Here is a 25090-nt window from a genome sequence, read left to right as displayed (position 1 = left end):
ATACTATATTCTTCCGTTGCAAAAAATTGCACAACTCTTATATTACCACGTTTTCCTTTCTTGACAAAATATTTTTTGAATTAGACAATAAAAGTAAATGATGTTTAAGGGGACATTTGATGGGGAGAATACTTGCATTAGTCATTATATTGATACCTGGCGCCTTAGCTGCTCTTGGGATTAAGCTGCTCCGTGATACCGTGTTTGGGATCATTATTGCGCCATTTCCATTTTTATGGTTACAAGGAATTGCAGGGTTATTATTTTTAGGAGCAGGTCTGTATGTTCTGGCTGGATTTATTTTATACAGAGACCGCAAACGAAATAAAGTCGCAAATCGCTTTAAACAAAAGCGAACAATTAAAAAAGACTTGCCATAATCGGCAAGTCTTTATTTCATTTCATTTCATCTCTTATTTTTACTGCACGGTCAGGGAAATCAGTGAAAATGCCATCTACACCTAAGGAAAACATCTTTTTCATTTGTTTTTCACTATTGACAGTAAATGGTCTGATCGCTTGATGCGTTGACTGAAGAGCGGTTACGACCTCTTTTGTCACCCCTGCTCCCTTCATATTCGGATGGTAACCCTTTGCCGGTATCGTCTTAATATACACTTCAGGCTGATAAATGACATCCATTGTCAGCACAGCAAGCTCAACATCTGGCATGAGCTTGTGGAAATGGGCTAAACTTCCGTGGTGGAATGAAGAGACAAGCACCCGATCCTCTATTTGAAAGTGCTCAATTTGTTCTTTCACTTTTTCTTCTATACCTGGATATCGAAAAATCGAGTTTTTCAGTTCGATATTGATGAGTAAAGACGATTTTGGCACGACAAGCTCTAATACTTCCTCTAAAAGTGGGATCGATACAGCTCCTGTTTCTTCAAAAAAAGTATGACTTGCATCCGCTGCTTTTAATTCTTCATATGTATGGTCTTTTACTAAGCCTTTTAGATTCGTTGTACGGTTTAGCTTTTCATCGTGAATGACAGCCAGTCTGCCGTCTTTCGTCAGCTGAACATCAAGCTCAATCCCGTCGGCTCCAGAGTTCATTGCATGTTCAAAGGCTATCATGGTGTTTTCAGGATAAATTCCTTTAAAGCCTCTATGCGCAAAAATTTTCGTCATATGTCACCTCTAAGTATAATGCGTACATCTATTATGACGTGTTTTTTTCTATTTTTCCAGTTTGAAGACATATAAAAAAACCTCTTCCTACAGAGACAGAAGAGGTTGTATAGACGTTTTCGATCACGTAATCGCTCTGATGGCTTGCTCTGTCGTCTCTGCGTCAAGAGCAAAAAGGGAAGAAACAACTGCGACTGCTGTAACGACTGTTACACCTAACAACAACTTTTTCATAGAATAACCTCCACTTTCTTTTGAAGTATTTGCGCATCGAATTTCTTTTCAAGAAAACGCATGGCATTTTGATAATCATTTCGTTCCTTGAAATATTTCGATATTTGTTCAGACAAATCCTCAAGCTCCACATATAATCTATTTTTTTCTATGTAGTCTAATTTTTCAGAGAATATGTCTGCCGCTTCACTATTTTCGCACATTAAATCTAAAATTTCAAATTTTACTATATATTCATCATTTTGGATATTGCAACTGTATTGAATCCCCTGTTTTACGTATTCTTTCGCCTCATGAAGTCCTAAATGAACCATGGCGTTCGTCAGCACATATAAAGATTGAATGTAATAATGGCTATTGTCACGATGAATTTGAATCCCCATTCCTTTTTTTGCATATTCCAAACATTTCTCATAATCGCGCTTTGCATAATACAGCACAGCCAAATTGTGATAACACTTTCCAATAAGCACTTCATTGTTAATGCGCTTACTTTTTTCCAAAGCCTCCTGGTATTTAGACTCCGCTTCATCAAATTGGAATAGATCAATACAATTGCTCGCATGTAAAATTAAACTATCAATCGCCTGCGCTGTATATTCTTCATGCGCTTTGAATGTATCGATCGCTTTTTTAATATGGTTAATGGAAATAAAGTTTTGCTTCAACTCGTAATAGATGGAAGCGACTTTGTGGTGAAATGTTCCTACTTCCAGATCTTCATTCACACGTTTTAAACGCTGTTCTGCAATCTTGTAGAAACTTATCGCCTCATCATACTTTTTCACATAGGCGGCATATTGGCCTTTGTAAAAATAAAAGTAAAAATTGATAATATCATCTGCTTTTTCATCTAACGTTCCGACACTTTTCATGATTTGATTGGCTTTTTCAATATTTCCAAGTAACATTTCATGCCTGCCATCAACGAGCTGGTAATAAAGGAGAACTTCTCTGTCCTCGTCTGTATTTTTTAGCAAATTCTGAATTTTATTTTTATAGACAGCAGATTTTTCTAGATCATTTTGAGAAATGACCCTCGTCCACTTGCTAATTTCGTTCGCAACCTCAGCAGAGTGGATCTTCAGCTTTCCCATAACCTCACCCTCTTCTTTTCATTATTATAGCATAGTAAAAGATTGTGAAAATTATTAAATTCGTCAAGGGGAATATTCAGTACAAATGGCACAACCTCAAAGAAGCCATTGACTTTAAAACGTCAATCAATCAGGTAAATAGAAATAGAACTTTTGATCTTATTTGATTTATCTTCCAACACATAAGATCTTGTTCTCCCACCCTTTTCTGATGGTCGAGATTTTTTTGTTCTTTCACACAATACCATTGATTGAATAACGTAGCTGATTATCACTACTTTATGTCATCTTATTTACATTCATGCTTTCTTTTCATTTTCTTATGAAAATAATCGAACCATTTTTTGACCTAGACAAAATAAAAAAACGTTTCAATCAAGAAACGCTTTTTATGTGGTAAAGTATTAGCTTGCTCTATGCTCTAGACGCAGGCGGTCTGCAACCATGGCAATGAATTCGGAGTTAGTTGGTTTGGCTTTAGACATACTCACAGTATAGCCAAAGAGCGAAGAAATGGAATCAATATTTCCTCTGCTCCAAGCTACTTCAATTGCATGACGAATCGCTCGCTCCACTCTGCTAGCGGTGGTGTTGAATTTCTTTGCAATGTCTGGATATAAAACTTTTGTGATGCTCCCAAGAAGTTCAATGTCATTGTAAACCATTGAAATGGCTTCCCTTAAGTATAGATACCCTTTAATATGGGCTGGAACACCGATCTCATGAATAATCGTTGTAATACTGGCATCTAAGTTTTTACGTTTCGGTTCAGGTTTGTTTCGAAGGACACTGCTTTGGATAGATGAAGATCGATGTGTGATTTGTGTGCCGTTTCCACTGACTTGACGAATATGACCTACAAGGTTTTCCATATCAAATGGCTTTAAAATGAAGTAGGAAGCGCCTAAATCGACTGCCTTTTTCGTCACATCTTCTTGTCCAAACGCCGTCAGCATAATAACACTTGGCTGTTTAGTCATATCAGAATCACGAAGTCGTTCAAGTACTGCAAGACCGTCTAAATGAGGCATGATAATATCTAAGAGGAGAACGTCAGGCTCTTTATCTTTAAATAACGTCAGACACTCCTGACCATTATACGCCACGCCAAGTACTTCCATATCTTCTTGTCCTTCAATGTACTCTGTCAAAAGGCCAACAAGTTCTCGATTGTCATCAGCTACACACACTTTAATTTTCTCCACGTTCTTTCCTCCCCAATGTCGATTCCTTTATTCTTTTGAAATTCTCTTCTGAGTGTTCAATTCGACAAAACCAAGCTATCCCCTTTAAAAAACTTTAAATTTCCGAATAATAGAGCATTATCTAGCTTTTTCTACGTTTTTCTTAACTATTCGACGATAAATACAATTTGACAACATTTCATTTTCCATTTTGTCGAAAAATCTCTTTTTCCTATATTATAACATGATTACCTAGAAAGTAAGGGAGAAAAAAACTGCCTCATTTTCGGCAGTTTTTCTTCAGCTAGCTTTTTTGTTTTTTTGATAAAGGTCAATCCCTGCTTCTGAAAGCATCCATTCAATGTGTACTCCATAACCGCTTGTTGGGTCATTCACGAATACGTGAGTAACTGCACCAATGATTTTGCCATTTTGGATGATTGGACTTCCACTCATGCCTTGAACAATGCCGCCGGTTTTGCTGAGCAACCGTTCATCTGTTATCTTTAGTACCATCCCTTTTGTCGCTGGGAACTTTTGTGGTGTTGTACTGACAATTTTGATATCAAATTTTTCCACTTTATCATGATCGACAACCGTTAAAATTTCTGCCGGTCCCTCTTTTACTTCATTCGATAAAGCGACTGGAAGTGGTTTATCCACTACATGATTTTCGAGCTTTTCAGTTAGTTTACCGAATATACCGAATGGACTGTTGCGTGAGATATCACCAATTGTTTTTCGTTCTGTTGAGAATTTGGCTAATTTTTCTCCAGGATTACCATCTGACCCTTTTTCAATTGAGGTCACAGTCGATCTCACAATTTCTCCGTTATCGACAATGATTGGTTTTTTTGTATCCATGTCAGAAATTACATGTCCGAGTGCACCATACTTTTTAGATGTCGGTTCAAAGAATGTCATGGTTCCGATCCCTGCTGCGGAATCACGAATGTAGAGACCAATGCGATAAATTCCTTCACTTTCATCTTTTGCTGGTGTTAATCTTGTTTGAAACGTTTTATGATCTCTTTTAATCAGTAAAGAAAGTGTTTCTCCTGTTTTACCTGCTTTTTGAATAAATGGGGTGAGGTCATTCATCTTCTCCATTTTTTGACCGTTAATTTCCATAATCATATCCCCTGATTGAATACCTGCGGCTTCACCTGGCGATTTTTTGCCGTCTGCCGTTGTGATTTGATGAAACCCCACAACGAGAACACCAACGGAATGGAGCTTGACACCAATGGACTGTCCTCCAGGAACGACTTTTAATTCTGGAAGAACATCGACTTTTGTTTTCTTAATAGGAAACCCTTTAAAATCATAAACAATTTCGGCTTTTCCAGCCTTTTGCCCAGTCACTTCAAGCTGATTCTTTTTCTCTGACAGACGAAAGGCAGTTGAAGAGGCATTTGCTGTAGCTTCAATTGATGTTTTAATCGATTGCTGCTCTTTTTCAAATACAGTGACATTCGTTGGAATACTGACATATTGCTTCACTATGCTCATAAACCCTGTACTTATTAAAGAAACAAGGAGAATTACACCAATGGCTTTTCTCATCTTTTCGGGCATTCATTTTTCACTCTCCTCGCTCCTTACCCACACCAGAACAATGTGATTGTTTTGGCTACATCTTTACTTTTGCCTTCTTAGCTTGGATTTATAACCGAGTCGTTTAGAAAATGATTGGATAAATTGATAAAAGAAAAAGGCGATTTCATGCGTATATACAGCGAATTTGAGACAACATAATAAGGGTAGCTAATTATCCAGCTACCCTGTCGTTTTAACATTATTTGCTTGGTGTAATAATTCTTTTGCATGCTGTTTTGTCAACTCGGTTACTTCAACACCCGCAATCATTCGCCCGATTTCATTGATTTTCTCTTCGTGACTTAATGGCTTCACACTTGTTAATGTTCGTCCAGCTTTAGAACGTTTAGATATAAACAGATGTGTATCAGCCATCGCAGCAACTTGCGGTAAATGCGTGATGCATAGCACTTGTGAGCCTGCCGCAACTTTATGAATTTTTTCAGCAATGGCCTGTGCTACTCTGCCGCTGACACCTGTATCAACTTCGTCAAAAATAATGGACGTGACATCTTGTTTGGCAGAAAAAATGCTCTTCACTGCAAGCATAACACGTGAAATTTCTCCGCCTGATGCTACTTTTGATAAAGATTTCATCGGTTCACCGGGATTTGTTGAGATCACAAATTGCACTTGGTCTATTCCGTTTTTCCCAAGCTGAACCGGTTTTCCATCTAAAAATGGGCAATCACTGCTGCCAAAAGGCGCATAGCGAATCGCAAAATCCGTATCAAAGGATGACTTCTCCATATATAAATCCTTTAATTCAGCTTGAATGTGTTTTGCTAACTTTTTGGCCCATTTTTTGCGAAGTTCAGATACGTTAAGTGCTTCCAGTAATGCATCTCGACTTATCGCATCCAACTTGTTTTTGAGCGTTTGCAAGTGGCTGTCTCGATTTTGAATGTGATCTATCTCTTCTTCGATTTTTGCAGCATATTCTAAAATTTCCTCGACAGTTGAGCCATATTTTCGCTTCAGCTGCTTCATTTCATTTAGCCTAGACTCAATAAAATCAAGTCGTGCTGGGTCAAATTCCAATTGATCAAGCAGTCCGCGCATTTGGAAAGTTGAATCCTCCAATAAGTAATAGGAATTCGAGACTTGCTCCGACAGCTTCTTTAGATCATCGTTGATATTAGATACCTGCTCAAGCTCACTTGAAGCCATGCCAACCCAATCCAGCCCTCCTTGCTCATTACGCAAAGCATTATAAGCATTTTGAAGAGAAGAATAGATTTTTTCGTAATTACTAATTTGGTGGCGCTCTTCTTGAAGCTTTTCATCTTCACCTGGCTCTAATTGAGCCGCTTCAATCTCTTTAAACTGAAATTGCAACAAGTCTAATCGTTGCACCATTTCTTGTTCATTTTCAGACAGCTTCTTTAGCTTATTGGCGGTCTTGATATATTGATCATATACTTCACGATATTGAGACAAGGCAGGTGCAATTTCTTCTTCCCCGAATTGGTCTAGCAAGTGCAGATGATTTTCATCCTCCATCAATAGCTGATTATCGTGCTGCCCATGAATATCAAGCAACAGCCTCCCTACTTCTCTTAAAAGTGAGATGGTCACTAGCTTGCCATTAATGCGGCAGATACTTTTCCCGTTGCTATTAATATCGCGGTGAAGGATTATCATTCCATCAGCCGCTTCAATCCCTTGTTCTTCACACAAGGCAAAAACTGGATGATGTTCCGGCACAAGAAAAAGTCCTTCTAGCTCTGCTTTTTTTTCTCCATATCGAACAAATTCAGAAGATCCTCTTCCTCCTACGAGAAGTGAAACAGCATCAATCATAATCGATTTCCCTGCACCTGTTTCCCCCGTTAAGACCGTGAGCCCTTTTTCAAATGAAACCGTTAACTCTTCAATGATTGCAAAGTTTTTAATGGTTAGTTCTGCTAACACTCATTTGACACCTCTTTTTGTCATCCTTATCGCTTTTTATAGAAGCTCTAGAATTTTGGTAGAGACCGTTTCAGCATCATCCGTTGTACGGCAAATGATCAAAATGGTATCATCACCACAAATTGTTCCCATGATTTCTTCCCAGTCTAAATTATCCATTAAGGCACCGATGGCCTGAGCGTTGCCCGGCATTGTTTTCAGTACGATTAAGTGGCTGGCTGCGTCCATTTTAATGAATGCATCCATGAGGGCACGCTTTAGTTTTGAAAGTGGGTTAAATCGTTGATCGGCAGGAAGACTGTATTTATACGTTCCATTGTTCGTCGGCACTTTCACTAAATGCAATTCTTTAATATCTCTTGAAACGGTTGCTTGTGTGACGTTATATCCATCAGCTTTCAAAATATCTACTAATTCATCTTGCGTTTCTATTTCTTGACTCGCAATGATCTCTCTTATCTTAATATGCCTTTGACCTTTATTCATTTTGACCCCCCTAGGCGTTTTCTTCTCAGAATGTCTTTACGTTCTATGTTATATGATGCGCACTTTAAAAAACAAGCATTACGTTAGAAACTGTCAATTCTCGTCTTTTTGCCATGTAAAAAGGAATAATAGCGAGCTATTATTCCTTCTGTATCAATTGATCTGATCTCACTCAGCTTTCGGATTGTTTTTCTTTTCTTTCAGTGCTAAATGGGCTTCTTTTACTATCTCTTCGAGCGCTGAAAACGGCAAAGCCGTATTCTTCTCTTGATCTGGACGAAGCACCAAATGAAGCAGGAATTCAATGTTCCCGTCACCGCCAGTAATTGGTGAATAAGAAACATTCTTTACGTCATATCCTTGCTTTGAAGCAAATTGATTTATTTCTTCTAGCACACCAAGGTGAACGAAAGGGTCTCGTACAATTCCCTTTTTCCCAACAAGCTCCCTGCCTGCCTCAAATTGAGGTTTGACTAGAGCGATACAGTCACCGCCCGGAACAAGAATATGCTTTAATGCTGGGAGGATCAGCTTAAGTGAAATAAAGGAAACATCAATTGACGCAACCTCAGGCAAACCTTCAGTAAAATCCGCTGGAACGGAATGACGGAAATTGGTGCGTTCCATGACAATTACACGGTCATCCTGCCTTAGTTTCCAAGCAAGCTGATTGTATCCAACGTCCACTGCGTATGATTTGACTGCGCCATTTTGGAGTGCACAATCTGTGAAACCGCCCGTTGATGAGCCGATATCGATAAGCAGCTTCCCTTCTACAGTTAAGTCAAATTCCTTTAGCGCTTTTTCAAGTTTTAAACCACCGCGGCTTACATATTTCAAAGGATTCCCTTTTACGGTAAGCGGTGTATCACGGTCGATCTTCTCTCCAGGTTTATCCAAGCGATTTTCATTCGAGTAAACGATCCCTGCCATAATGGCTCGTTTTGCTTTCTCTCTCGTGTCCATTAGTCCTTTTTCGACTAATAAAACGTCAAGTCGTTCTTTCTTTGAAGTCATGATCCAATTCCTTTTCTTGGTGCTGCGGGAAGCAGGTCACGTAAGTTCTGAGCAACCTGTGTTTTTGTCAGACCAATTTCTTCGAGCAGCGCATCCACACTTCCATGCTCAATAAATTCATCTGGGATTCCCATACGTTCTACCTTTATATGTGATGCTTTTTTGTCATGTACATATTCTAGTACTGCACTTCCAAAACCGCCTTGGAGAACAGCTTCTTCAATGGTCAAAATCGGAATCCCTTCGGATAATATATCATTTAGCATGTGTTCATCAAGCGGTTTGATAAAACGAGCATTGACCACACGAATAGATTTCCCTTCTTTTTGTAATTCTTCTGCTGCCTGCAATGCCATTTTAATTGTTGTACCGAAAGTTAAAATAACAGCATCCTTACCTGGACGAAGAACTTCCCATGACCCAATCGGAATGGTTTTTAGCTGTTCATCCATTTTGACACCTAATCCATTCCCACGCGGGAAGCGCATTGCGATTGGACCGTCATCATATTGAATTGCTGTATGAACCATATGTTGTCCTTCATTTTCATCTTTTGGCATCATTAACACCATATTCGGCATATGACGCAAGAAAGCAATGTCAAACACGCCTTGGTGCGTTTCTCCATCTGCTCCAACGAGACCTGCACGGTCGATACCGATAAACACATTGAGATTCTGCCGGCAAATATCATGAAGCACCTGGTCATAGGCTCTTTGAAGAAAGGTTGAATAAATCGCCAGAAATGGCTTCATGTCTTGTGTTGCAAGTCCAGCTGCCATTGTTGCCGCATGCTGCTCTGCAATCCCGACATCAAACATTCTCTCTGGGAATTCTTTTGCAAATCCTTCTAGCTTTGAGCCTACAGGCATAGCCGGTGTGATGGCGACAATTCGTTCGTCTTCTCGCGCAAGTTTCCTAACTGTCTCACTTACCAGACTGCTCCATGACGGAGCCGCTGCTGTCGGTTTGACAAAATCTCCTGTATCAATTTTGTAAGGACCTGTACCATGCCAAGTTCCAATTTTATCGGATTCTGCTGGCTTGTAGCCTTTTCCTTTTTTCGTGATCACATGAAGAAGGACAGGACCTTTTGTTTTTTTAGCGTATTCAAGGTTTTCAAATAAATCTTCATAGGAATGACCATCTACAGGACCTAAGTAGGTAAATCCCATTTCCTCGAAAAACATGCCGGAGACAAGCAAGTATTTTAAGCTGTCTTTAATGCGCTCTGCTGTTGCGGCAAGTTTTCCGCCCACTGCAGGAATTCGCTTGAATAAATATTCGAGCTCGTCCTTTACCCAATGATATTTACCCGCTGTCCGCAGTCTGCCAAGCATCGTGTGAATTGCGCCTACATTCGGTGCAATACTCATCTCATTGTCGTTTAAAATCACAATCATGTCTTTCTTTTCATCACCGATATGGTTTAAAGCTTCTAATGCCATACCGCCCGTTAATGCACCATCTCCAATGATTGGGAGAATATATTCATCTGTTCCTTTTATATCACGTGCAACCGCCATACCCATTGCCCCTGATAATGAGGTTGAACTGTGACCAGTCTCCCATACATCATGTTCACTTTCATTTCGTTTAGGAAAACCGCAGAGACCTTTATATTGACGAAGTGTATCAAACTCCGCACCTCTTCCAGTTAATAGCTTGTGAACGTAAGACTGATGCCCAACATCCCAAAGGAATTTGTCTTTCGGGCTGTCAAATACTTTATGAAGTGCAATAGTGAGTTCGACTACACCAAGATTTGGACCAATGTGACCGCCAGAGTTAGCCAGTGACTCAATTAAAAACGTACGAATGTCAGCACTTAGCTCCTCTAATTCTGCAATTGACATACCCTTTAGGAACGTTGGATTTTTTATTGATAAAAGATCCAATCAGGATCAACTCGCTTTCAACAAAATTTCTATAAACATATATAATGCCTTATCCCTGCACAAATCAAAAAAAGGATAAGAGTTGTCTCATCATGATAAGCTGTTTACAGTTTACCACAATTGCTTGAGAACCCCCAAATCTAGGCTGTTTTTAATGATCTCTTGAGGCAATCAGATCACATAAATCATGCAACAAGTGCTGCTCTAGCTTAAGCTTTGAGACAATCTCTTTCGCACAAGTCATATGCTCATCTAGTTTTTCTTTTGCTCCTGAAAGCGTTAATAAAGAAGGGTATGTCGACTTTTCGTTTGCTGTATCAGAGCCTACACGCTTCCCTATTTTTTCTTCGCTTCCTTCAAGGTCTAAAATATCATCACGTATTTGGAATGCAATCCCAATATGATAGCTAAATTCTTTCAACTTTTCGATTTCATCATCAGGTGCGCCTGCTAAAATAGCACCCGCAGTCACACTGAATGTCAGCAGTTTTCCTGTTTTTCGGGCGTGGATTGATTCTAGCTCAGCAAGAGATACTTGTTTTTGCTCTGCTTCCATATCATCAAATTGACCACCAACCATTCCTCGCGCACCGGCTGACTGTACCAGCTCATCTATGATTTTCAACTTTTTCTCTGCGGGTACATGATCAGATAAATGAGAGGTGATCAGGCGAAAGCTTTCGGTTAAAAGTGCATCACCGGCAAGAACAGCCGTTGCTTCGCCGTATACTTTGTGATTGGTTGGCTTTCCTCGGCGGAGATCATCATCATCCATGCATGGAAGATCATCATGAATTAAAGAATACGTATGAATCATTTCAACTGCACAGCCTACCGGTATACCGTCTTTCTCATTTTTCCCATAAGCATGTAATAGTGCTAGGACAAGAATAGGACGGAGCCTTTTTCCGCCTGCTTCTAGTGAATAGAGCATAGAAGATTTCAGATTTTCTGGGATGTGTAATTTTTGAACATATGTAAATAGGTAATCTTCAATGGTCTGTTTTCGTGTGATTAAAAATTCATTTAATTTATTTGTCACCAGCATCTGCCTCCTTCACTGAAAAAGGAGCGAGCTCACCGTCCTCTTTTAAAATGAAGTCCATTTGCTTTTCAACATGTTGTAATTTTTCATGACAAAGCTTTGAAAGTGTCATGCCTTCTTGGAAATAATGAATGGCTTGTTCAAGTGGAACGTCTCCTTCTTCGAGCTTGCCTACAATCTCTTCAAGACCTTTCATTGCTTCTTCAAATGTCATTTGTTCTTTTTTTGTTTTGTTTGATTCTGTCATGATGACTGCCCCTCCTTTTCAATCACTTCGCAAATGAGACGTCCGTCTTTCATCGTAATCGTCAGTTGATCTTGCGTTTCTACTTGATTCACGCTTTTAATCAGTTCATCTTCTTTATAAGCTAAACTGTAGCCTCTTTCCATCACCTGAAGCGGGTTTAATGCATTTAGTTTACCAAGAACGGATTGGAACTGCGAATGAATTGATTTTAATTGTACATTCATCCCGCGGATGAGTTGGTCTGTTTCCTTTGCATGACGTTTTTTCGCCTGAAGCAGTTGCTCTTTTGGATGAAGAGGTTTTAGTTTGTATATCTGGCGCTCAAGTTGACCACGTTTTAATTCTATCTGTCTCAACAGTTGTTTTTGAAAACGGTCGTATACCATATCGAATTGCTGTTCCTTTTGCTCTTGTAATCGTTTTGGAAAACGGAAAGCATATGAAGATTGAAGAGCAACAAGTCGCTCCCTTGCTTGGGAGGATCGATTTTTCACAGCCCTTGTTAAGCGGACATCAATGGATTTGATTCGTTCAATTAAATCGGTTGTACTTGGAACAGCCAGCTCGGCTGCTGCTGTTGGTGTAGGTGCCCTCATGTCGGCGGTAAAATCACTGATCGTAAAGTCCGTTTCGTGTCCTACCGCAGAAATGATCGGAATGTCTGAAGCGAAGATTGCTCTTGCGACTGCTTCTTCATTAAAAGCCCAAAGCTCTTCAATCGAACCTCCGCCTCTTCCGACAATCAAGACATCACACAGCTTTTTTTCGTTTGCTTCTTTGATTCGTTCAACGATGGAACGAGTCGCATTTTCTCCTTGGACTAACGCCGGAAGCACAATGATTTTGGCTTGCTTGTAGCGCCGGTTGATGGTTGTAATGACATCACGAACCGCTGCACCAGTTGGTGATGTAATGACGCCAACTACTTCTGGATATTCAGGAATTTGCTTTTTATATCGCACATCAAATAAGCCTTCACTTGCCAATTTTTTCTTCAGCTCTTCATAAGCAAGATGAAGCGCCCCCACACCATCAGGCTGCATTTCCTTTGCATATAATTGATAGTTGCCGCTCGGCTCATATACTTGGATTCCGCCGCGCACTAACACCTTCATTCCGCTCTCTGGTGAAAAAGGCAGCTTCGATGCAGAACGCTGGAACATGACAGCTTGCATTCGAGCATGCTCGTCTTTCAAGGTGAAGTAAACGTGACCTCTAGAGTGAATTTTTACATTAGATAACTCACCCTTAATCCAGATGTCTTCTAAATGAGGGTCAACATCAAATTTTCTTTTTATGTATTTTGTAAGGGCTGTGACCGTCACAAAGGCTCTTTCACTCATGACGTATTCCTCCTCTTCAAAAACGCACATTCATCCACCAGCAAGATGCAGGTGGATGAATGAATAAAGCTTATGCTAATGTACGTTTTGCTGATTTGACAGTATTATGTGCAAGCATGGTAATGGTCATTGGACCGACTCCGCCAGGAACAGGTGTGATATATGAAGCTTTCTCTTTCGCTTCTTCAAAATCAACATCTCCCACAAGTTTACCATTATCCAAACGATTCACTCCTACATCAATGACAATAGCGCCCTCTTTTATTTGGTCAGCTTTCATAAAGTTTGCTCGACCGACGGCAACAACTAGAATATCCGCTTTTAACGTGTGTTCTGAAATATTAGCTGTTTTTGAATGGCAATAGGTGACAGTTGCATTTTCGTTCAAGAGCAATTGACCAACAGGTTTGCCAACAATATTGCTTCGTCCGACCACAACAACTTCTTTCCCAGAAAGATCAACACCTGTTTTGTTGAGCAGCTCAATAATACCCGCTGGTGTACAAGGAAGGAATGTGTCTTCCCCAAGTAACATTTTCCCGATATTTAATGGGTGAAAACCATCAACATCTTTCTCTGGTGAAATACGTTCAATGACGGCTTTTTCAGAAATGTGTTTTGGCAGTGGAAGCTGAACAAGAATCCCATGGAATTGATCATCAGCATTATATTGATCAATAAGCTTTAGCAATTCTTCTTCTGTTAAAGAAGCATCTAAATGATCAAGCTGAAAGTGCATACCCATCGCTTCCGCTGCTTTTTTCTTCCCGCGTACATAAGAAAGTGAGGCTGGATCATCCCCGATCAGAATAACGGCAAGACCAGGTGTGACGCCTTTTTGTTTTAGCTCTTCTACTTCTTGTGCTAATTGCTTACGCTTTTCTTTTGCTGTTTCTTTCCCATCAATGATCGTTGCTGTCATGTCAAATCCTCCTATTGCTGCTTTAGGTCATTTTTAATATTCGAAAGGACACCATTTACAAATTTCGGCGCTTTATCATCACCAAACAGTTTGGCCAGCTCAATGGCTTCATTCATTGAGACACTATCCGGAATATCTTCTTGATAAACCATTTCGTAAACAGACAATCTTAAAATGGCTCTGTCTACATTTGCAATACGATCAAACTTCCAATTCACAAGATGCTTTGAAATCATTTCATCTAGCTTATCCTTGTATTCAAGCACACCGAAAACCAGCTCCTCAAAAAAAGGGTCTGATTCTTGTTCATCAAGAGCATGCGTGATTGCTTCTTTCGGATCAATATTGCTGACATCAATTTGGAATAATGTTTGTAGCGCCTTTTCTCTTGCAGTTCTTCTCTTCATCATTTACTCCTTTAACCATTTATCCGCTTGTCGTTAAGCCATACAGAGATCATAACATATTTTGACCGAGGTCGCACCAAGATCCATGCCAGCTTTGATAAAAAACGAATAAATAAACACGTGACGTAATCAATATTCGGAACTTGCCCAAAAATAAGATTTTAAAAAACCAAAGAGGGGATACCTCCTTGGTTTCATTTCAAACCGCTTTTACATTTCTTGATCTACTTCAGCCTCAGGTGATTTTGTATCAAACTGAATGCCGACCACATGAATGTTTATTTCATTAATGGTTAAGGCAGTCATGTTTAAAAGGGTTTGACGAATATTTTCTTGAACAGCAGTGGATACTTTTGGAATGGATAGACCAAATTCAACCACGCAATACACATCAATTGTAATGCCTTCATCAGAGACATCTACCTTTACACCTTTACGGTGATTTTTCTTTCCAAAACGTTCTGCTACATCAGCAGCAAAGTTGCCGCGCATTTCAGCGACTCCTTCAACCTCTGAAGCTGCAATCCCTGCAATTACTTCAATCACTTCTGGTGCAATTTGCACTTTCCCCAATTGATCTTCATCAAGGTTCATTTCAAGCAAATTGTTTTCTGACACGATCATTCACCTCCGAAAACTGTGATTATTTCATGATTTGATACGTTTCTAAAAACTTCGTATTAAAATGACCGCTCACAAACGTTTCATGCTCCAGCAGTCTTAAGTGGAATGGAATTGTCGTGTACACTCCTTCAATGACAAATTCTTGAAGTGCACGTTTCATCTTTGCAATGGCTTCTTCTCTCGTTTTAGCATACGTGATTACTTTTGCAATCATGCTATCGTAATATGGCGGAATGACATATCCTGGATAAGCTGCAGAATCAACACGTACACCCAAACCGCCTGGTGGAAGATACATTTTAATCTCACCAGCAGAAGGCATAAAGTTTTTCTCCGGGTTCTCTGCGTTAATACGGCATTCAATTGCCCAGCCTTCATAGACCACTTCATCTTGCGTAAGAGAAAGCGGCTCACCTGATGCAACTTTAATTTGTTCTTTGATTAAATCGACACCTGTGACCATTTCCGTAACAGGATGCTCCACTTGGATACGTGTATTCATTTCCATGAAGTAAAACTTCTCTTCATTATAATCGTAAATGAATTCGACCGTTCCTGCTCCTGTGTATTCAACAGCCTCGGCGGCTTTCACTGCTGCTTCACCCATTTGCTCGCGAATATCTGCATTCAAGGCTGGAGAAGGCGTTTCTTCAAGGAGCTTTTGCATTCTTCTTTGAATCGAGCAATCACGCTCACCTAGGTGAATGGTATTGCCATGCTGATCTGCAAGCACTTGAATTTCTACGTGTCTAAAGTCTTCAATGAATTTCTCCAAGTAGACTCCTGGGTTCCCAAAGTTTTGTGCGGCTTCTTGCTGGGTGATTTTCACTCCGTTAATCAGCTCTTCTTCTGTACGAGCCACGCGGATACCTTTACCACCGCCGCCTGCAGTTGCTTTAATAATAACAGGATACCCAATATCTGCTGCCGTTGAAACCGCATCATCAAGATCTTTTACAATTCCTTGAGAACCAGGAACAATTGGTACACCTGCTTGTTTCATTGTTTCTCTTGCCACATCTTTGGTTCCCATTTTAGAAATAGCTGATGCAGTTGGACCAACAAAGATCACATTACACTCTTCGCATAGCTCTGCAAAGTCCGCATTTTCAGCTAGGAAGCCGTATCCTGGGTGAATAGCATCAGTACCCGTAAGCTTTGCCACACTGACAATGTTTGTAACATTTAGGTAACTGTCCTTTGATGCCTTTGGTCCGATGCAATATGCTTCATCAGCCATTTGAACATGCAGTGCATCGCGATCTGCCTCAGAAAATACTGCCACTGTTTCTATTCCTAGCTCTTTGCAAGCGCGGATGATTCTAACTGCGATTTCTCCTCTGTTTGCAATTAATAGCTTTTTAATCATGATCGTACTCCTTACTCTGCTTTCACTAGAAAGAGGGGTTGTCCAAATTCTACAAGCTGACCGTTTTCCGCTAACACTTCGACGATCTCGCCTTTTACTTCTGCTTCGATTTCATTAAACAGTTTCATCGCTTCAACGATACATACAACTGTATTTTCCTTCACCTTAGACCCTGTTGTCACGTAAGGATCTGCTTCTGGTGAAGATGAAGCATAAAATGTGCCAACCATTGGGGATGTAATTTTATGCAGATTTTCAGATGCAGTTGCCTCTTGCGCAGGGGCTTCGGTCTGAGCAGAAGCTTGTGCTTTAGGAGCTTGTTGTGCTGGAGCTGCTTGGACAGGAGCCACTTGTGCAGGTGCCGCAACTTGCTGAACGATTTCTTTATTTTTTTTGAGATTAATTTTTGCTCCTTCGTTTTCGTACGTAAATTCATCAATTGTGGATTCGTCAATTAATTTAATCAGTTCATGAATTTCTTCAATTTTTAACATGGATTTGCACCTCTATGTATGGATTTATCTTTTTTATAGGCTAGTACTAAAAGTACATACTATAATCATCTTACAGGAGGATTTCGTTGAATTCAACTACTATTGTGATCAGGCACATTGTACGCACCTCTTAAACAAGGCGTCAAACCGCATGAAAAAACGCCCTTTTTGGTCAAGGACGTTTTTTCATTTTTTTATTGATTGGACGGCTCAAACGTGACGGCAACGTTATCTAATCCTTTGATTTCATTTGTGACCATATCAATAATATCCGCTGCTTGAGACTTTGATTTTTTATCAGAACGCACTGTAATGCTCACTTTATCTCCTTCAGCACTTACAAGCGCATCTTTATAGCCTTTTGTTTTGATCAATGTTTCCAACTGGCGCTCTGTTCCTTCTGCCTCGCTGAGTGCCGTCATTTGATCATAGGCTTCACTTTTTTCTTGAGCTGTTGCATCGTCACTAGAGACGATCTCATTATATTCTTCGCGCTGCTTGCTTCGTTTGTCTTCAAGCTCTAGCCGATAAGTTGTAAAGAGTTCGTCGTCTGTTTGCTCTGAAACAGCTTTTCCTTCTTCACCACTTGTTTCAACATCCTCTTGTTCACCGCTTGTTTCTTTGTCAGAAGACTTTAAGTCACTGCCTTTTTCTGTTCCTTTATCAGTTCCTTTTTCTGTTTCTGTCTTTTTCTCTTCAGTTCCTTTTGATTTTGTATCCTCTACTGTCACTGCGTTCTCACCTTGCGGAGACATAATATAGTACACACTTAATACGACAACTAAACTTAGCATCGTTAATAGCCAAACCGTTTGTTTTTTTAACATCATTCCGAATCCTCCTTGATTTTTTTAGGGGCAACAGCTACTCTATGGCTCGGTACATCAAGCACTCGTGTAACAGCTTCAATGATGGTTTTTTTTATTTGAACGTTGTCTACTCCTTGAGCAACAACGAGGACACCACGAATTTCTGGTTTTTTCGTTTGAACGACGACTGGTGTTTCTTCATTGCCATTTTTGATAATCACAATCTCTTCTTCCTTTGTCTGGTCGGTTACACTTCTCACTCCGCCTTCTTTATCTGTTTCTTCAGTTGTTGTGCTTTTATTGGATGTGTTTTTTTCAAATACTTTCAAAGAAGTTGCGTCCACATTGACAACAATAGAAACATCTTCGACCCCAATGATGGTCTCTAAAATTTCTTTTAACTGATTTTCATATTCTTGCTCAACATCCTCAATGGAGTCCTTCGATTTACCTGTTGATGAAGGTTTAAACACCGCTTGCTCTTCTGAATGTGTTTTTTTAGAAGCGGGAACGACTGCCTGTTTATTGCTTGATGGCGGTGACAGCATTTGACTGACTAGCATGAAAGACACCCCGATAATGAAAACGAGTAACAAGTAATGATGTTTGGTTAATTTCGGTTTTCCCTCACCCTTTTCAGGTGCTTGGAACAATGCTTTCAGCTTCTGTTTCCAGTCTTGATTATTCATGATCTACCGTGTCACCTCCCTCAATATGCACTGTAATGTGTTCAGGATTCATATTCCATATCTCTGCAAGCTCCTTTTTCACCCTCACCATCTCTTGTGACGATCCAGCTCTCTCTTCCTTTTGACTGGAGAGATCAATTTCAACCTTTGCCACAGTTTCTACAGCATCCTGAGTTAATGGAGAAATGACCGCTTTGATACGAAACTGATTTGCTTCCATGTTCTGATCAAGGTGCTCCTCATCTGTCAACACTTCTACCTGTTTCATTTCATAGTTCTCTTTCTCCAGTGACTCCTTTGCGCTTTTTTCTAGTTGGACAGCCATTTGCTTTAAAATATATGCACGCTGAGAAGCTTGTATTTCTTTTTTTTCTAATTTCATCTGATTTTTTATTTCATCTGACTGTGCTTCTTGCTTGCCTTTCATTAATTCTGAGAAGATTTGATCAGGATCAGCTCGAAATAAGGCAAAGATGGGATTAAGCATTACCACAATTAATAGTAAGCTGACAACCATTTTTGCATACTTTTGCATGCTTGAATTAGGAAGCAAAAGATCAATGACAATCGCAAATAGGATAAATAAGATAATGCTCGTAATCCATTCTGTGAGAAAGCCCAAAGGTGTTCCCCCCCTTACTTCATCATCATTGTGAGGTTACCGGCGGTGATGATGACGGTGATGCTTAAAAAGAACATGAGCGACACAACAGCAAGTGCGGCAAATATATAGAGAACACTTTTCGATATCACATCAAGACAGCTAATGATTGGTCCGCCGCCTAGAGGCTGAAGGATGGCAGCCGCAAGCTTGTAGATAAGGGCAAGCGACAAGACTTTAATGGCTGGGAAGGCAGCAATTGAAATCAAAATGGCGACACCAACAAGTCCAACGGTGTTTTTCAGCAACACAGAAGCACTGATGACTGTATCAGTTGCATCCGTAAACATCCTTCCTAAGACAGGAATGAAATTTCCAGTAATAAATTTTGCAGTACGCAACGCGATTCCATCACTGATGGCAGCAGATGCACCTTGTACTGAAATGACGCCAAGGAAAACGGTCAGAAAGACCGCAAGTCCGCCGAGGGCAACGTTTCTTAACAACTGGGCAAGCTGCGTAACTTTGTATTGTTCGGTCAGGGTGCTTACGATGCTTAAAATGGCCGACAAGAAGATCAGCGGAAGGACAACAGATTGAATAAAAATGCCGCTCGTGTTCATCAGAAATAAAATAACAGGATGAAAAAAGCCGGCTGAGACAAGCCCTCCTGATGAAGCAATGAGTGCTAATAAAAGAGGAATAAGAGCAAGAATAAAACTGGTCATCGTTTGAATAGCTTCTGTTGCATAGGAGATCGCAACATGAAAGCTGTTGAGCGCAATAATGATCAGCACCATATAAACAAGTGCATAAGCGACTTTGCTGACAGTGCTTTGTTCAAAGGCATTTTGCAGTAGTTGCAAAAGAGAACAAAAGATGGTAAGTAAAATAAGGGTTCCTAACAGTTTCCCATTTGCAATGACCTCGTGAAAGAGATATTGAACAAACGCTTTGAGCCACGTTTGTGGAGACAGTTCTTTGTCGCCATCAATCATTTCTTTCACTGTGCCTTTTTGGCTTTCTGGCAGAAAGCCGCCATACTCGTCCAAAATCGTTTCCCAGAAGTCACTGATGGAACTAAGCTCAAGTGCATCAGCCTGTCCATTAGCCACTTCTTCTGCGACTGGTTCTTCACTTTTTTCAGGTTCCTTTCCCTCTGCATAAGCAAGCGGGGCAATCAGCCATAAGGAAAGCATGAGCCCAATTGCGGCAATAATCTGTTTCACCCCTCTTCACCTCTTTTCAATCAAGTCATGGAAGGAATCATGCCTAATATGGTCTCAATGATGACTGTTAAAATGGGGACTGCCATGGCCAATATGAGGATTTTACCGCCAAGTTCTATTTTTGAAGCAATAGCTCCTTGTCCGGCATCCTTTGTCAGCTGAGATCCAAATTCTGCAATATAGGCAATCCCAATAATCTTTAAAATGGTCTCAACATACTTCATGTTCACGCCGGCATTTGCGGCAATTTTTTCAATCATCGAGATAATGGCATAGATTTGATCAATTAAATAAAGAAAAATGACACACCCTGTAAACACAACTAGCATAAAGGCGAAGGTCGGCTTTTGCTCTTTGACGATTAATGCTAAAAAAGTGGCGATTAAACCAAGTCCGACAATTTGTATAATTTCGATTTGTAAGCCCTCCCCTACCCTTGAAATAGAAATACGGCTTTAATCTTTTTAAACAAATCATCCACAATGGTTGCCACCATAAACAAAATGTAAATAAACCCAAGCAGCGTCACCCACTGGGCATACTCCTTTTTTCCCATTTGATCTAAAATGGTATGGAGAAAGGCCACCACAATGCCCACTCCCGCAATTTGAAAAATGACGTCTACATCAACGCCCATGCTCTCGACTCCCTTCCTGTCACATCAATAAAAGAATCAGTAGCAATCCACTTAAAAACCCGAGGCTTCTTACCATCTTTTCGTTTTTAGCTTGAGCGATTTCAGCCTCCTTCTCCTCTGATTCCAAATGTCCTAAAGCAAGTTTGATATACTTTTGCTGGGCAATGACATCATGCTGGCCAAGTGTTTCTCCAAAGTGCTTAAGCGCTTCATACTCGCCTTTTTTCAAAACGGTCATTTTCCACACCTCTTCCAAACTTTCATTCCATGCATGCCTAGCAGAAAAGGTACCGACCTTGAGCTTTTCTGCAAATTGCTCAAACAGACGGCTAATGGGCGGACCTACTTGCGAAGCAATTTGGTCTGCAGCACGCTCTAGAGGTGTTTGTCCATACATAATTTCGGCTTCAAGAGACTGCAAGGCAAACCGAAGCTGCCTAATTTGCTTTGGCCGGTCGCTGTATCTTTTAGCAAACTCAAAGCCTCCCCATGTCGTTGCTGCGACAATGAAAATAGCGCCAATGAGTTTTAACATACGTCCACTCCTCGCCTCCATTTCATCTCTTGTCCGTTTTGGTCATAAATCCGCCCAATGGTTCCAGGACCATTTTCCCTGTTTAATTCGACATATCGATTAAATACACGATGCTGCCGCAATGTTTGAAAAGAGGGGCGTTTCCATATATCTTCAAGTGAGTACCCATGGGCTGACACGATGATGGTCACACCTGCATGAATGGCTTCTAAAAGTGCCTGTACATCTTCACTTTTTCCGATTTCATCTACAATGATGACTTCAGGGCTCATGGAGCGAATCATCATCATCAATCCTTCTGCCTTTGGACACGCATCCAGCACATCAATCCGGTGTCCAAAATGATGCTGCGGCACCCCTCTGATACACCCGGCAATCTCGGAGCGCTCATCAATAATCCCTGTTTTTCTGGACGGAATCTCTTTTGTTCCAGTACTAATCAGACGTGCCAAATCACGTAGCAAGGTCGTTTTACCTGTTTGGGGAGGACCAATGATGAGCGTGTTGCACCAATTTTTTTCATATAAATAAGGAAGAAACGGGAGTGCAATTCCTATCTTTTCTTTTGCTATTCGAATATTAAATGAAGAAATATCTCTTAAGCCTTTGACTGATCCGTTTTCGACGATCACCTTTCCTGCAAGCCCTACCCTATGTCCGCCCGATATGGTGATATAGCCTTGTTTCAATTCTTCTTCAAGTGTGTACATGCTGTAATTGCTTAGCCTGCCTAACAACTGAGAAGCATCTTCTGCTGTTGTATAATAGGAAAGAAAGTGCGGGTTTCCCCCTTGAATCAGTTCAATGGGGCGGCAAGTTCGAATGCGGATTTCTTCTATTTGCGCCCATTCTGCTTCTTTTAGCAAGCTGAGTTCTTGTCCAATAGAGTGCGGGAGAATATCCAACAAACTCCGCAACGAATCCCCCTCCTTTTTTTCTTCTCTAAAATGTATGATGTGTGTTGTGAATTATGCCAAGCCCTTTTATTTATAAATCCCAACGAGAATAAATACGACCCCAAGGAAAATCAAAATGAGTTTTGCATAGGAGAACTGTCCTGCAATTTGATAGATTCCAATGGTCATTGTGATAATAAAAATGAGGGGTCCAATCATCGCTAAAATACTATTTATCACAACAGCTTTGCGTACATCATTTGTGATTAAGATGAGGATGGCAGCCGTCAGTTCAATCGTTGCAGATAAAAACCTCATACCTGCCATTAGAGCAACTGACGGATGAATGCCTGGGAAAAGAAATTGTTTCATAAAGAACCTCCAGCTTTTTTAACACTATATGCTTCAATCTCTGGAAGTAGTCTTTTTTTCAAAAAGTAAGAGAAAAAGATGAGAGAATAGATAGTGAAGAGACATGCGAAGGAACAAACATTACTTCAAATAAAAAAAAGCTGCAAACACAAGGTTTACAGCTTTTCACTTCATTAAGCTCTTGATACGTATGAACCGTCTGTTGTATTAATTACTAGTTTATCTCCTTTATTGACAAAGAAAGGAACGTTGACGATTAAACCCGTTTCTGTTTTCGCAGGTTTTGTTCCACCTGATGTTGTGTCACCTTTTATACCAGGCTCAGTTTCTACTACTTCTAGTTCTACTGTGTTTGGAAGTTCAACGCCAAGTGTTTCAGAACCGTACATGACGATTTGAACAGACATATTTTCAAGCAAGTATTTCAGCTCATCTTTAATTTGTGCTTCATTTAATTCAAGCTGTTCGTATGAGCTTGTATCCATAAATACATGCTGATCACCATTTGCATATAAATACTGCATCGTTTTTGTTTCGATTTGAGCTTTTGCTACTTTTTCACCAGCACGGAATGTTTTTTCTTGAATGGCTCCAGTACGTAAGTTACGTAATTTAGAACGTACAAACGCTGCGCCTTTTCCTGGTTTTACGTGTTGGAAATCGACGACACGCCAAATACCGCCATCCACTTCAATTGTCAGGCCTGTACGAAAATCGTTTACTGAAATCATTTTGTCTTCCTCCTACATTTCATCATCATGTTAATATGATTAATTCTTTCGGTGAGTGGGTTAATCGTTTATTGCCGTTAGCTGTTAGGACAATATCATCCTCAATTCTCACGCCGCCGACATCCGGCAAGTAAATCCCAGGCTCAACGGTCACAACCATGCCCTCTTCTAACACGACCTGTGAGCGAGAGGACAGAGCAGGTGCTTCATGTACTTCCATTCCTAGCCCGTGACCAGTCGAATGGCCGAAATATTGACCGTAGCCATACTTTTCAATGATGTCACGTGTGATGCGATCAGCTTCTTTTCCTGTTAAGCCTGGCTTGATTCTATCCACACCAGCGTTTTCTGCTTCTAATACGATATGATAAATTTCCTTCAATTTGTCGCTTGGCTTTCCTACTGCAATCGTTCTTGTCATATCAGAACAATAACCTTTATAGTAGGCACCAAAATCTAGTGTAACCATATCACCAGATTGGATCACCTTTTCACTAGCTCTACCATGCGGGAGGCTTGAACGAACCCCTGAGGCCACAATCATATCGAATGAAGATCCTTCCGCACCTTCTTTTCTCATGAAAAATTCAAGCTCGTTCATGACCGCAATCTCTGTCAGCCCCGGCTTGATGTAAGTGAGAATATGTTCAAAGGCACGATCTGCAATCTTCGCAGCTTCCTCTAATATCTTAATCTCTTCACTTGACTTAATCAAGCGCAACTTTTCAACCGATTCTGAGACAGGAACAAGCTCTATTCCACTTGCATTGTCCACATACTGCTGATAAGTTGCAAATGTCATATAATTTTGTTCAAAACCAAGACGTTTCACCCCAAATTCCTTTGCCGTTTGGGCTGCTGTTTCAACAATGTTTCCTTTATGTTCAATGATGTCATAACCTTTTACATGATCTTTGGCTTGTTCTGTGTAGCGAAAATCAGTAATAAATGCCGCACGATCCTTTGATACCACTGCAAGACCTGCTGATCCAGTAAAGCTCGTCATGTATTGTAAATTAAAGCTGCTTGTAATGACAAGACCATCAATCTTCAATTCGGTTAACAGCTTTCTTAGTTTCTCAAGCTTCATGATGCTGCTCCCCCTTCACTGACTAAATAACGGATCGCCAATTTATATCCTTCTAAACCAAGTCCAACAATTTGACCCTGACATACTGGAGCAAGAACAGAATGATGGCGGAATTCCTCTCTCTTATGAACATTTGTTATATGTACTTCGATGACAGATAAAGAAATACTTGCAATAGCATCTCTCAGCGCATAGCTATAATGGGTAAAAGCACCCGGGTTAAACACAACACCATCGTATTGATCCTCTGCTTCGTGCAAGGCATCGACCAAATCACCTTCGTGATTAGATTGAAAAAATGTTAATTGAATATTTGCTCTTTCTGCAAACTGAAACAAATCGGTTTCTAAATCCGTCAGCGTCTTGTTTCCGTAAACTGCAGGCTCTCTTTTGCCAAGCCTATTTAGATTTGGTCCATTCAGCACGAGAAAATGAGGCATATGACCACTCCTTCACCCTAATTCAATCCATATAGATATCTGTTTCT

29 protein-coding genes are annotated in these 25090 nt (G+C 40.3%); 1 reads left to right on the top strand and 28 read right to left on the bottom strand.

All coding sequences use genetic code 11. The features are described 5' to 3' along the window. Positions 1-119: 119 nt before the first annotated feature. Positions 120-380, top strand: a complete 261-nt coding sequence (locus ABVJ71_RS01575) for a DUF2627 domain-containing protein (RefSeq protein ID WP_353855294.1) — start codon at positions 120-122, stop codon at positions 378-380. 16 nt (positions 381-396) lie between these two features. On the opposite strand, the gene ABVJ71_RS01570 is transcribed toward ABVJ71_RS01575, so the two are convergent. The 28 genes from ABVJ71_RS01570 to aroQ all read right to left on the bottom strand — a co-directional run bounded on the left by ABVJ71_RS01570 (position 397) and on the right by aroQ (position 25043). Then, on the bottom strand, positions 397-1134 hold the full coding sequence (locus tag ABVJ71_RS01570; protein WP_353855293.1) for a glycerophosphodiester phosphodiesterase: 738 nt from the start codon (positions 1132-1134) through the stop codon (positions 397-399). Between the two features lie 230 nt (positions 1135-1364). Further along, the gene (locus ABVJ71_RS01565) at positions 1365-2465 is read right to left on the bottom strand and encodes a Rap family tetratricopeptide repeat protein (RefSeq protein WP_353855292.1); all 1101 of its coding nucleotides are present in this window, start codon (positions 2463-2465) and stop codon (positions 1365-1367) included. Between the two features lie 404 nt (positions 2466-2869). Continuing rightward, a complete protein-coding gene (gene spo0A / locus ABVJ71_RS01560; RefSeq protein WP_353855291.1) occupies positions 2870-3670 on the bottom strand; it encodes a sporulation transcription factor Spo0A in 801 nt (266 codons plus the stop codon). A gap of 279 nt (positions 3671-3949) precedes the next feature. Beyond that, complete coding sequence (gene spoIVB, locus ABVJ71_RS01555; RefSeq protein WP_353855290.1) at positions 3950-5227, bottom strand: SpoIVB peptidase; 1278 nt, start codon at positions 5225-5227, stop codon at positions 3950-3952. Positions 5228-5428: 201 nt separating this feature from the next. Then, the gene (recN, locus tag ABVJ71_RS01550; RefSeq protein WP_353855289.1) at positions 5429-7162 is read right to left on the bottom strand and encodes a DNA repair protein RecN; all 1734 of its coding nucleotides are present in this window, start codon (positions 7160-7162) and stop codon (positions 5429-5431) included. Between the two features lie 36 nt (positions 7163-7198). After that, entirely contained in the window at positions 7199-7648 is a 450-nt protein-coding gene (argR, locus tag ABVJ71_RS01545; protein WP_353855288.1) for a transcriptional regulator ArgR, read from the bottom strand. Between the two features lie 168 nt (positions 7649-7816). Next, a complete protein-coding gene (locus ABVJ71_RS01540; RefSeq protein ID WP_353855287.1) occupies positions 7817-8665 on the bottom strand; it encodes a TlyA family RNA methyltransferase in 849 nt (282 codons plus the stop codon). Next, positions 8662-10563: a 1-deoxy-D-xylulose-5-phosphate synthase gene (gene dxs, locus ABVJ71_RS01535; RefSeq protein ID WP_353855286.1), complete on the bottom strand. Its 1902-nt coding sequence runs from the start codon at positions 10561-10563 to the stop codon at positions 8662-8664. The genes ABVJ71_RS01540 and dxs overlap by 4 nt, the downstream gene beginning before the upstream one ends. 151 nt (positions 10564-10714) lie before the next feature. Beyond that, positions 10715-11605: a polyprenyl synthetase family protein gene (locus ABVJ71_RS01530; RefSeq protein WP_353855285.1), complete on the bottom strand. Its 891-nt coding sequence runs from the start codon at positions 11603-11605 to the stop codon at positions 10715-10717. Beyond that, a complete protein-coding gene (locus ABVJ71_RS01525; RefSeq protein WP_353855284.1) occupies positions 11595-11855 on the bottom strand; it encodes an exodeoxyribonuclease VII small subunit in 261 nt (86 codons plus the stop codon). Before ABVJ71_RS01525 ends, ABVJ71_RS01530 begins: the two co-directional genes overlap by 11 nt. After that, complete coding sequence (xseA, locus tag ABVJ71_RS01520; protein ID WP_353855283.1) at positions 11852-13198, bottom strand: exodeoxyribonuclease VII large subunit; 1347 nt, start codon at positions 13196-13198, stop codon at positions 11852-11854. Before xseA ends, ABVJ71_RS01525 begins: the two co-directional genes overlap by 4 nt. Positions 13199-13268: 70 nt before the next feature. Continuing rightward, on the bottom strand, positions 13269-14120 hold the full coding sequence (gene folD / locus ABVJ71_RS01515) for a bifunctional methylenetetrahydrofolate dehydrogenase/methenyltetrahydrofolate cyclohydrolase FolD (RefSeq protein WP_353855282.1): 852 nt from the start codon (positions 14118-14120) through the stop codon (positions 13269-13271). 11 nt (positions 14121-14131) lie between these two features. Beyond that, the gene (gene nusB, locus ABVJ71_RS01510; protein ID WP_353856512.1) at positions 14132-14527 is read right to left on the bottom strand and encodes a transcription antitermination factor NusB; all 396 of its coding nucleotides are present in this window, start codon (positions 14525-14527) and stop codon (positions 14132-14134) included. Between the two features lie 210 nt (positions 14528-14737). Beyond that, positions 14738-15145 carry an Asp23/Gls24 family envelope stress response protein gene (locus ABVJ71_RS01505; protein ID WP_353855281.1) on the bottom strand — a complete coding sequence of 136 codons (408 nt, stop codon included), beginning with the start codon at positions 15143-15145 and terminating at the stop codon, positions 14738-14740. Between the two features lie 25 nt (positions 15146-15170). Beyond that, positions 15171-16520 carry an acetyl-CoA carboxylase biotin carboxylase subunit gene (gene accC / locus ABVJ71_RS01500; protein WP_353855280.1) on the bottom strand — a complete coding sequence of 450 codons (1350 nt, stop codon included), beginning with the start codon at positions 16518-16520 and terminating at the stop codon, positions 15171-15173. Between the two features lie 11 nt (positions 16521-16531). Continuing rightward, entirely contained in the window at positions 16532-17014 is a 483-nt protein-coding gene (gene accB / locus ABVJ71_RS01495) for an acetyl-CoA carboxylase biotin carboxyl carrier protein (protein ID WP_353855279.1), read from the bottom strand. A gap of 194 nt (positions 17015-17208) precedes the next feature. After that, a complete protein-coding gene (locus tag ABVJ71_RS01490) occupies positions 17209-17841 on the bottom strand; it encodes a SpoIIIAH-like family protein (protein ID WP_353856511.1) in 633 nt (210 codons plus the stop codon). Next, on the bottom strand, positions 17841-18512 hold the full coding sequence (spoIIIAG, locus tag ABVJ71_RS01485; RefSeq protein WP_353855278.1) for a stage III sporulation protein AG: 672 nt from the start codon (positions 18510-18512) through the stop codon (positions 17841-17843). Before spoIIIAG ends, ABVJ71_RS01490 begins: the two co-directional genes overlap by 1 nt. Beyond that, complete coding sequence (gene spoIIIAF / locus ABVJ71_RS01480; protein ID WP_353855277.1) at positions 18505-19134, bottom strand: stage III sporulation protein AF; 630 nt, start codon at positions 19132-19134, stop codon at positions 18505-18507. Before spoIIIAF ends, spoIIIAG begins: the two co-directional genes overlap by 8 nt. Positions 19135-19148: 14 nt before the next feature. Then, a complete protein-coding gene (gene spoIIIAE, locus ABVJ71_RS01475; protein WP_353855276.1) occupies positions 19149-20342 on the bottom strand; it encodes a stage III sporulation protein AE in 1194 nt (397 codons plus the stop codon). Positions 20343-20362: 20 nt separating this feature from the next. Continuing rightward, entirely contained in the window at positions 20363-20785 is a 423-nt protein-coding gene (gene spoIIIAD / locus ABVJ71_RS01470; protein ID WP_353856510.1) for a stage III sporulation protein AD, read from the bottom strand. Then, on the bottom strand, positions 20773-20979 hold the full coding sequence (spoIIIAC, locus tag ABVJ71_RS01465; protein WP_353855275.1) for a stage III sporulation protein AC: 207 nt from the start codon (positions 20977-20979) through the stop codon (positions 20773-20775). The genes spoIIIAD and spoIIIAC overlap by 13 nt, the downstream gene beginning before the upstream one ends. A gap of 19 nt (positions 20980-20998) precedes the next feature. Beyond that, complete coding sequence (gene spoIIIAB, locus ABVJ71_RS01460) at positions 20999-21514, bottom strand: stage III sporulation protein SpoIIIAB (RefSeq protein WP_353855274.1); 516 nt, start codon at positions 21512-21514, stop codon at positions 20999-21001. Then, a complete protein-coding gene (spoIIIAA, locus tag ABVJ71_RS01455; protein ID WP_353855273.1) occupies positions 21508-22431 on the bottom strand; it encodes a stage III sporulation protein AA in 924 nt (307 codons plus the stop codon). Before spoIIIAA ends, spoIIIAB begins: the two co-directional genes overlap by 7 nt. Before the next feature lie 66 nt (positions 22432-22497). Then, positions 22498-22782 carry a YqhV family protein gene (locus tag ABVJ71_RS01450; protein ID WP_353855272.1) on the bottom strand — a complete coding sequence of 95 codons (285 nt, stop codon included), beginning with the start codon at positions 22780-22782 and terminating at the stop codon, positions 22498-22500. A gap of 173 nt (positions 22783-22955) precedes the next feature. After that, positions 22956-23513, bottom strand: coding sequence for an elongation factor P (gene efp / locus ABVJ71_RS01445; protein ID WP_353855271.1), 558 nt, complete (start codon positions 23511-23513; stop codon positions 22956-22958). A gap of 25 nt (positions 23514-23538) precedes the next feature. Then, on the bottom strand, positions 23539-24603 hold the full coding sequence (locus ABVJ71_RS01440) for a Xaa-Pro peptidase family protein (RefSeq protein ID WP_353855270.1): 1065 nt from the start codon (positions 24601-24603) through the stop codon (positions 23539-23541). Beyond that, on the bottom strand, positions 24600-25043 hold the full coding sequence (gene aroQ / locus ABVJ71_RS01435) for a type II 3-dehydroquinate dehydratase (RefSeq protein WP_353855269.1): 444 nt from the start codon (positions 25041-25043) through the stop codon (positions 24600-24602). Before aroQ ends, ABVJ71_RS01440 begins: the two co-directional genes overlap by 4 nt. Between the last annotated feature and the right edge of the window lie 47 nt (positions 25044-25090).

It is taken from the genome of Bacillus sp. Bos-x628 (assembly GCF_040500475.1).
Lineage (GTDB): Bacteria > Bacillota > Bacilli > Bacillales > Bacillaceae > Bacillus > Bacillus maqinnsis.
This window is presented reverse-complemented; position numbering and strand designations above follow the sequence as displayed.

Bases quoted from the DNA above. Each gene is read 5' to 3' on its own strand.
- ABVJ71_RS01575 (WP_353855294.1), top strand. From the start codon at position 120: ATGGGGAGAATACTTGCATTAGTCATTATATTGATACCTGGCGCCTTA.
- ABVJ71_RS01570 (WP_353855293.1), bottom strand. From the start codon at position 1,134: ATGACGAAAATTTTTGCGCATAGAGGCTTTAAAGGAATTTATCCTGAA.
- ABVJ71_RS01565 (WP_353855292.1), bottom strand. From the start codon at position 2,465: ATGGGAAAGCTGAAGATCCACTCTGCTGAGGTTGCGAACGAAATTAGC.
- spoIVB (WP_353855290.1), bottom strand. From the start codon at position 5,227: ATGCCCGAAAAGATGAGAAAAGCCATTGGTGTAATTCTCCTTGTTTCT.
- argR (WP_353855288.1), bottom strand. From the start codon at position 7,648: ATGAATAAAGGTCAAAGGCATATTAAGATAAGAGAGATCATTGCGAGT.
- ABVJ71_RS01540 (WP_353855287.1), bottom strand. From the start codon at position 8,665: ATGACTTCAAAGAAAGAACGACTTGACGTTTTATTAGTCGAAAAAGGA.
- ABVJ71_RS01525 (WP_353855284.1), bottom strand. From the start codon at position 11,855: ATGACAGAATCAAACAAAACAAAAAAAGAACAAATGACATTTGAAGAA.
- xseA (WP_353855283.1), bottom strand. From the start codon at position 13,198: ATGAGTGAAAGAGCCTTTGTGACGGTCACAGCCCTTACAAAATACATA.
- folD (WP_353855282.1), bottom strand. From the start codon at position 14,120: ATGACAGCAACGATCATTGATGGGAAAGAAACAGCAAAAGAAAAGCGT.
- nusB (WP_353856512.1), bottom strand. From the start codon at position 14,527: ATGAAGAGAAGAACTGCAAGAGAAAAGGCGCTACAAACATTATTCCAA.
- accC (WP_353855280.1), bottom strand. From the start codon at position 16,520: ATGATTAAAAAGCTATTAATTGCAAACAGAGGAGAAATCGCAGTTAGA.
- accB (WP_353855279.1), bottom strand. From the start codon at position 17,014: ATGTTAAAAATTGAAGAAATTCATGAACTGATTAAATTAATTGACGAA.
- ABVJ71_RS01490 (WP_353856511.1), bottom strand. From the start codon at position 17,841: ATGTTAAAAAAACAAACGGTTTGGCTATTAACGATGCTAAGTTTAGTT.
- spoIIIAG (WP_353855278.1), bottom strand. From the start codon at position 18,512: ATGAATAATCAAGACTGGAAACAGAAGCTGAAAGCATTGTTCCAAGCA.
- spoIIIAC (WP_353855275.1), bottom strand. From the start codon at position 20,979: ATGGGCGTTGATGTAGACGTCATTTTTCAAATTGCGGGAGTGGGCATT.
- spoIIIAB (WP_353855274.1), bottom strand. From the start codon at position 21,514: ATGTTAAAACTCATTGGCGCTATTTTCATTGTCGCAGCAACGACATGG.
- ABVJ71_RS01450 (WP_353855272.1), bottom strand. From the start codon at position 22,782: ATGAAACAATTTCTTTTCCCAGGCATTCATCCGTCAGTTGCTCTAATG.
- efp (WP_353855271.1), bottom strand. From the start codon at position 23,513: ATGATTTCAGTAAACGATTTTCGTACAGGCCTGACAATTGAAGTGGAT.
- ABVJ71_RS01440 (WP_353855270.1), bottom strand. From the start codon at position 24,603: ATGAAGCTTGAGAAACTAAGAAAGCTGTTAACCGAATTGAAGATTGAT.
- aroQ (WP_353855269.1), bottom strand. From the start codon at position 25,043: ATGCCTCATTTTCTCGTGCTGAATGGACCAAATCTAAATAGGCTTGGC.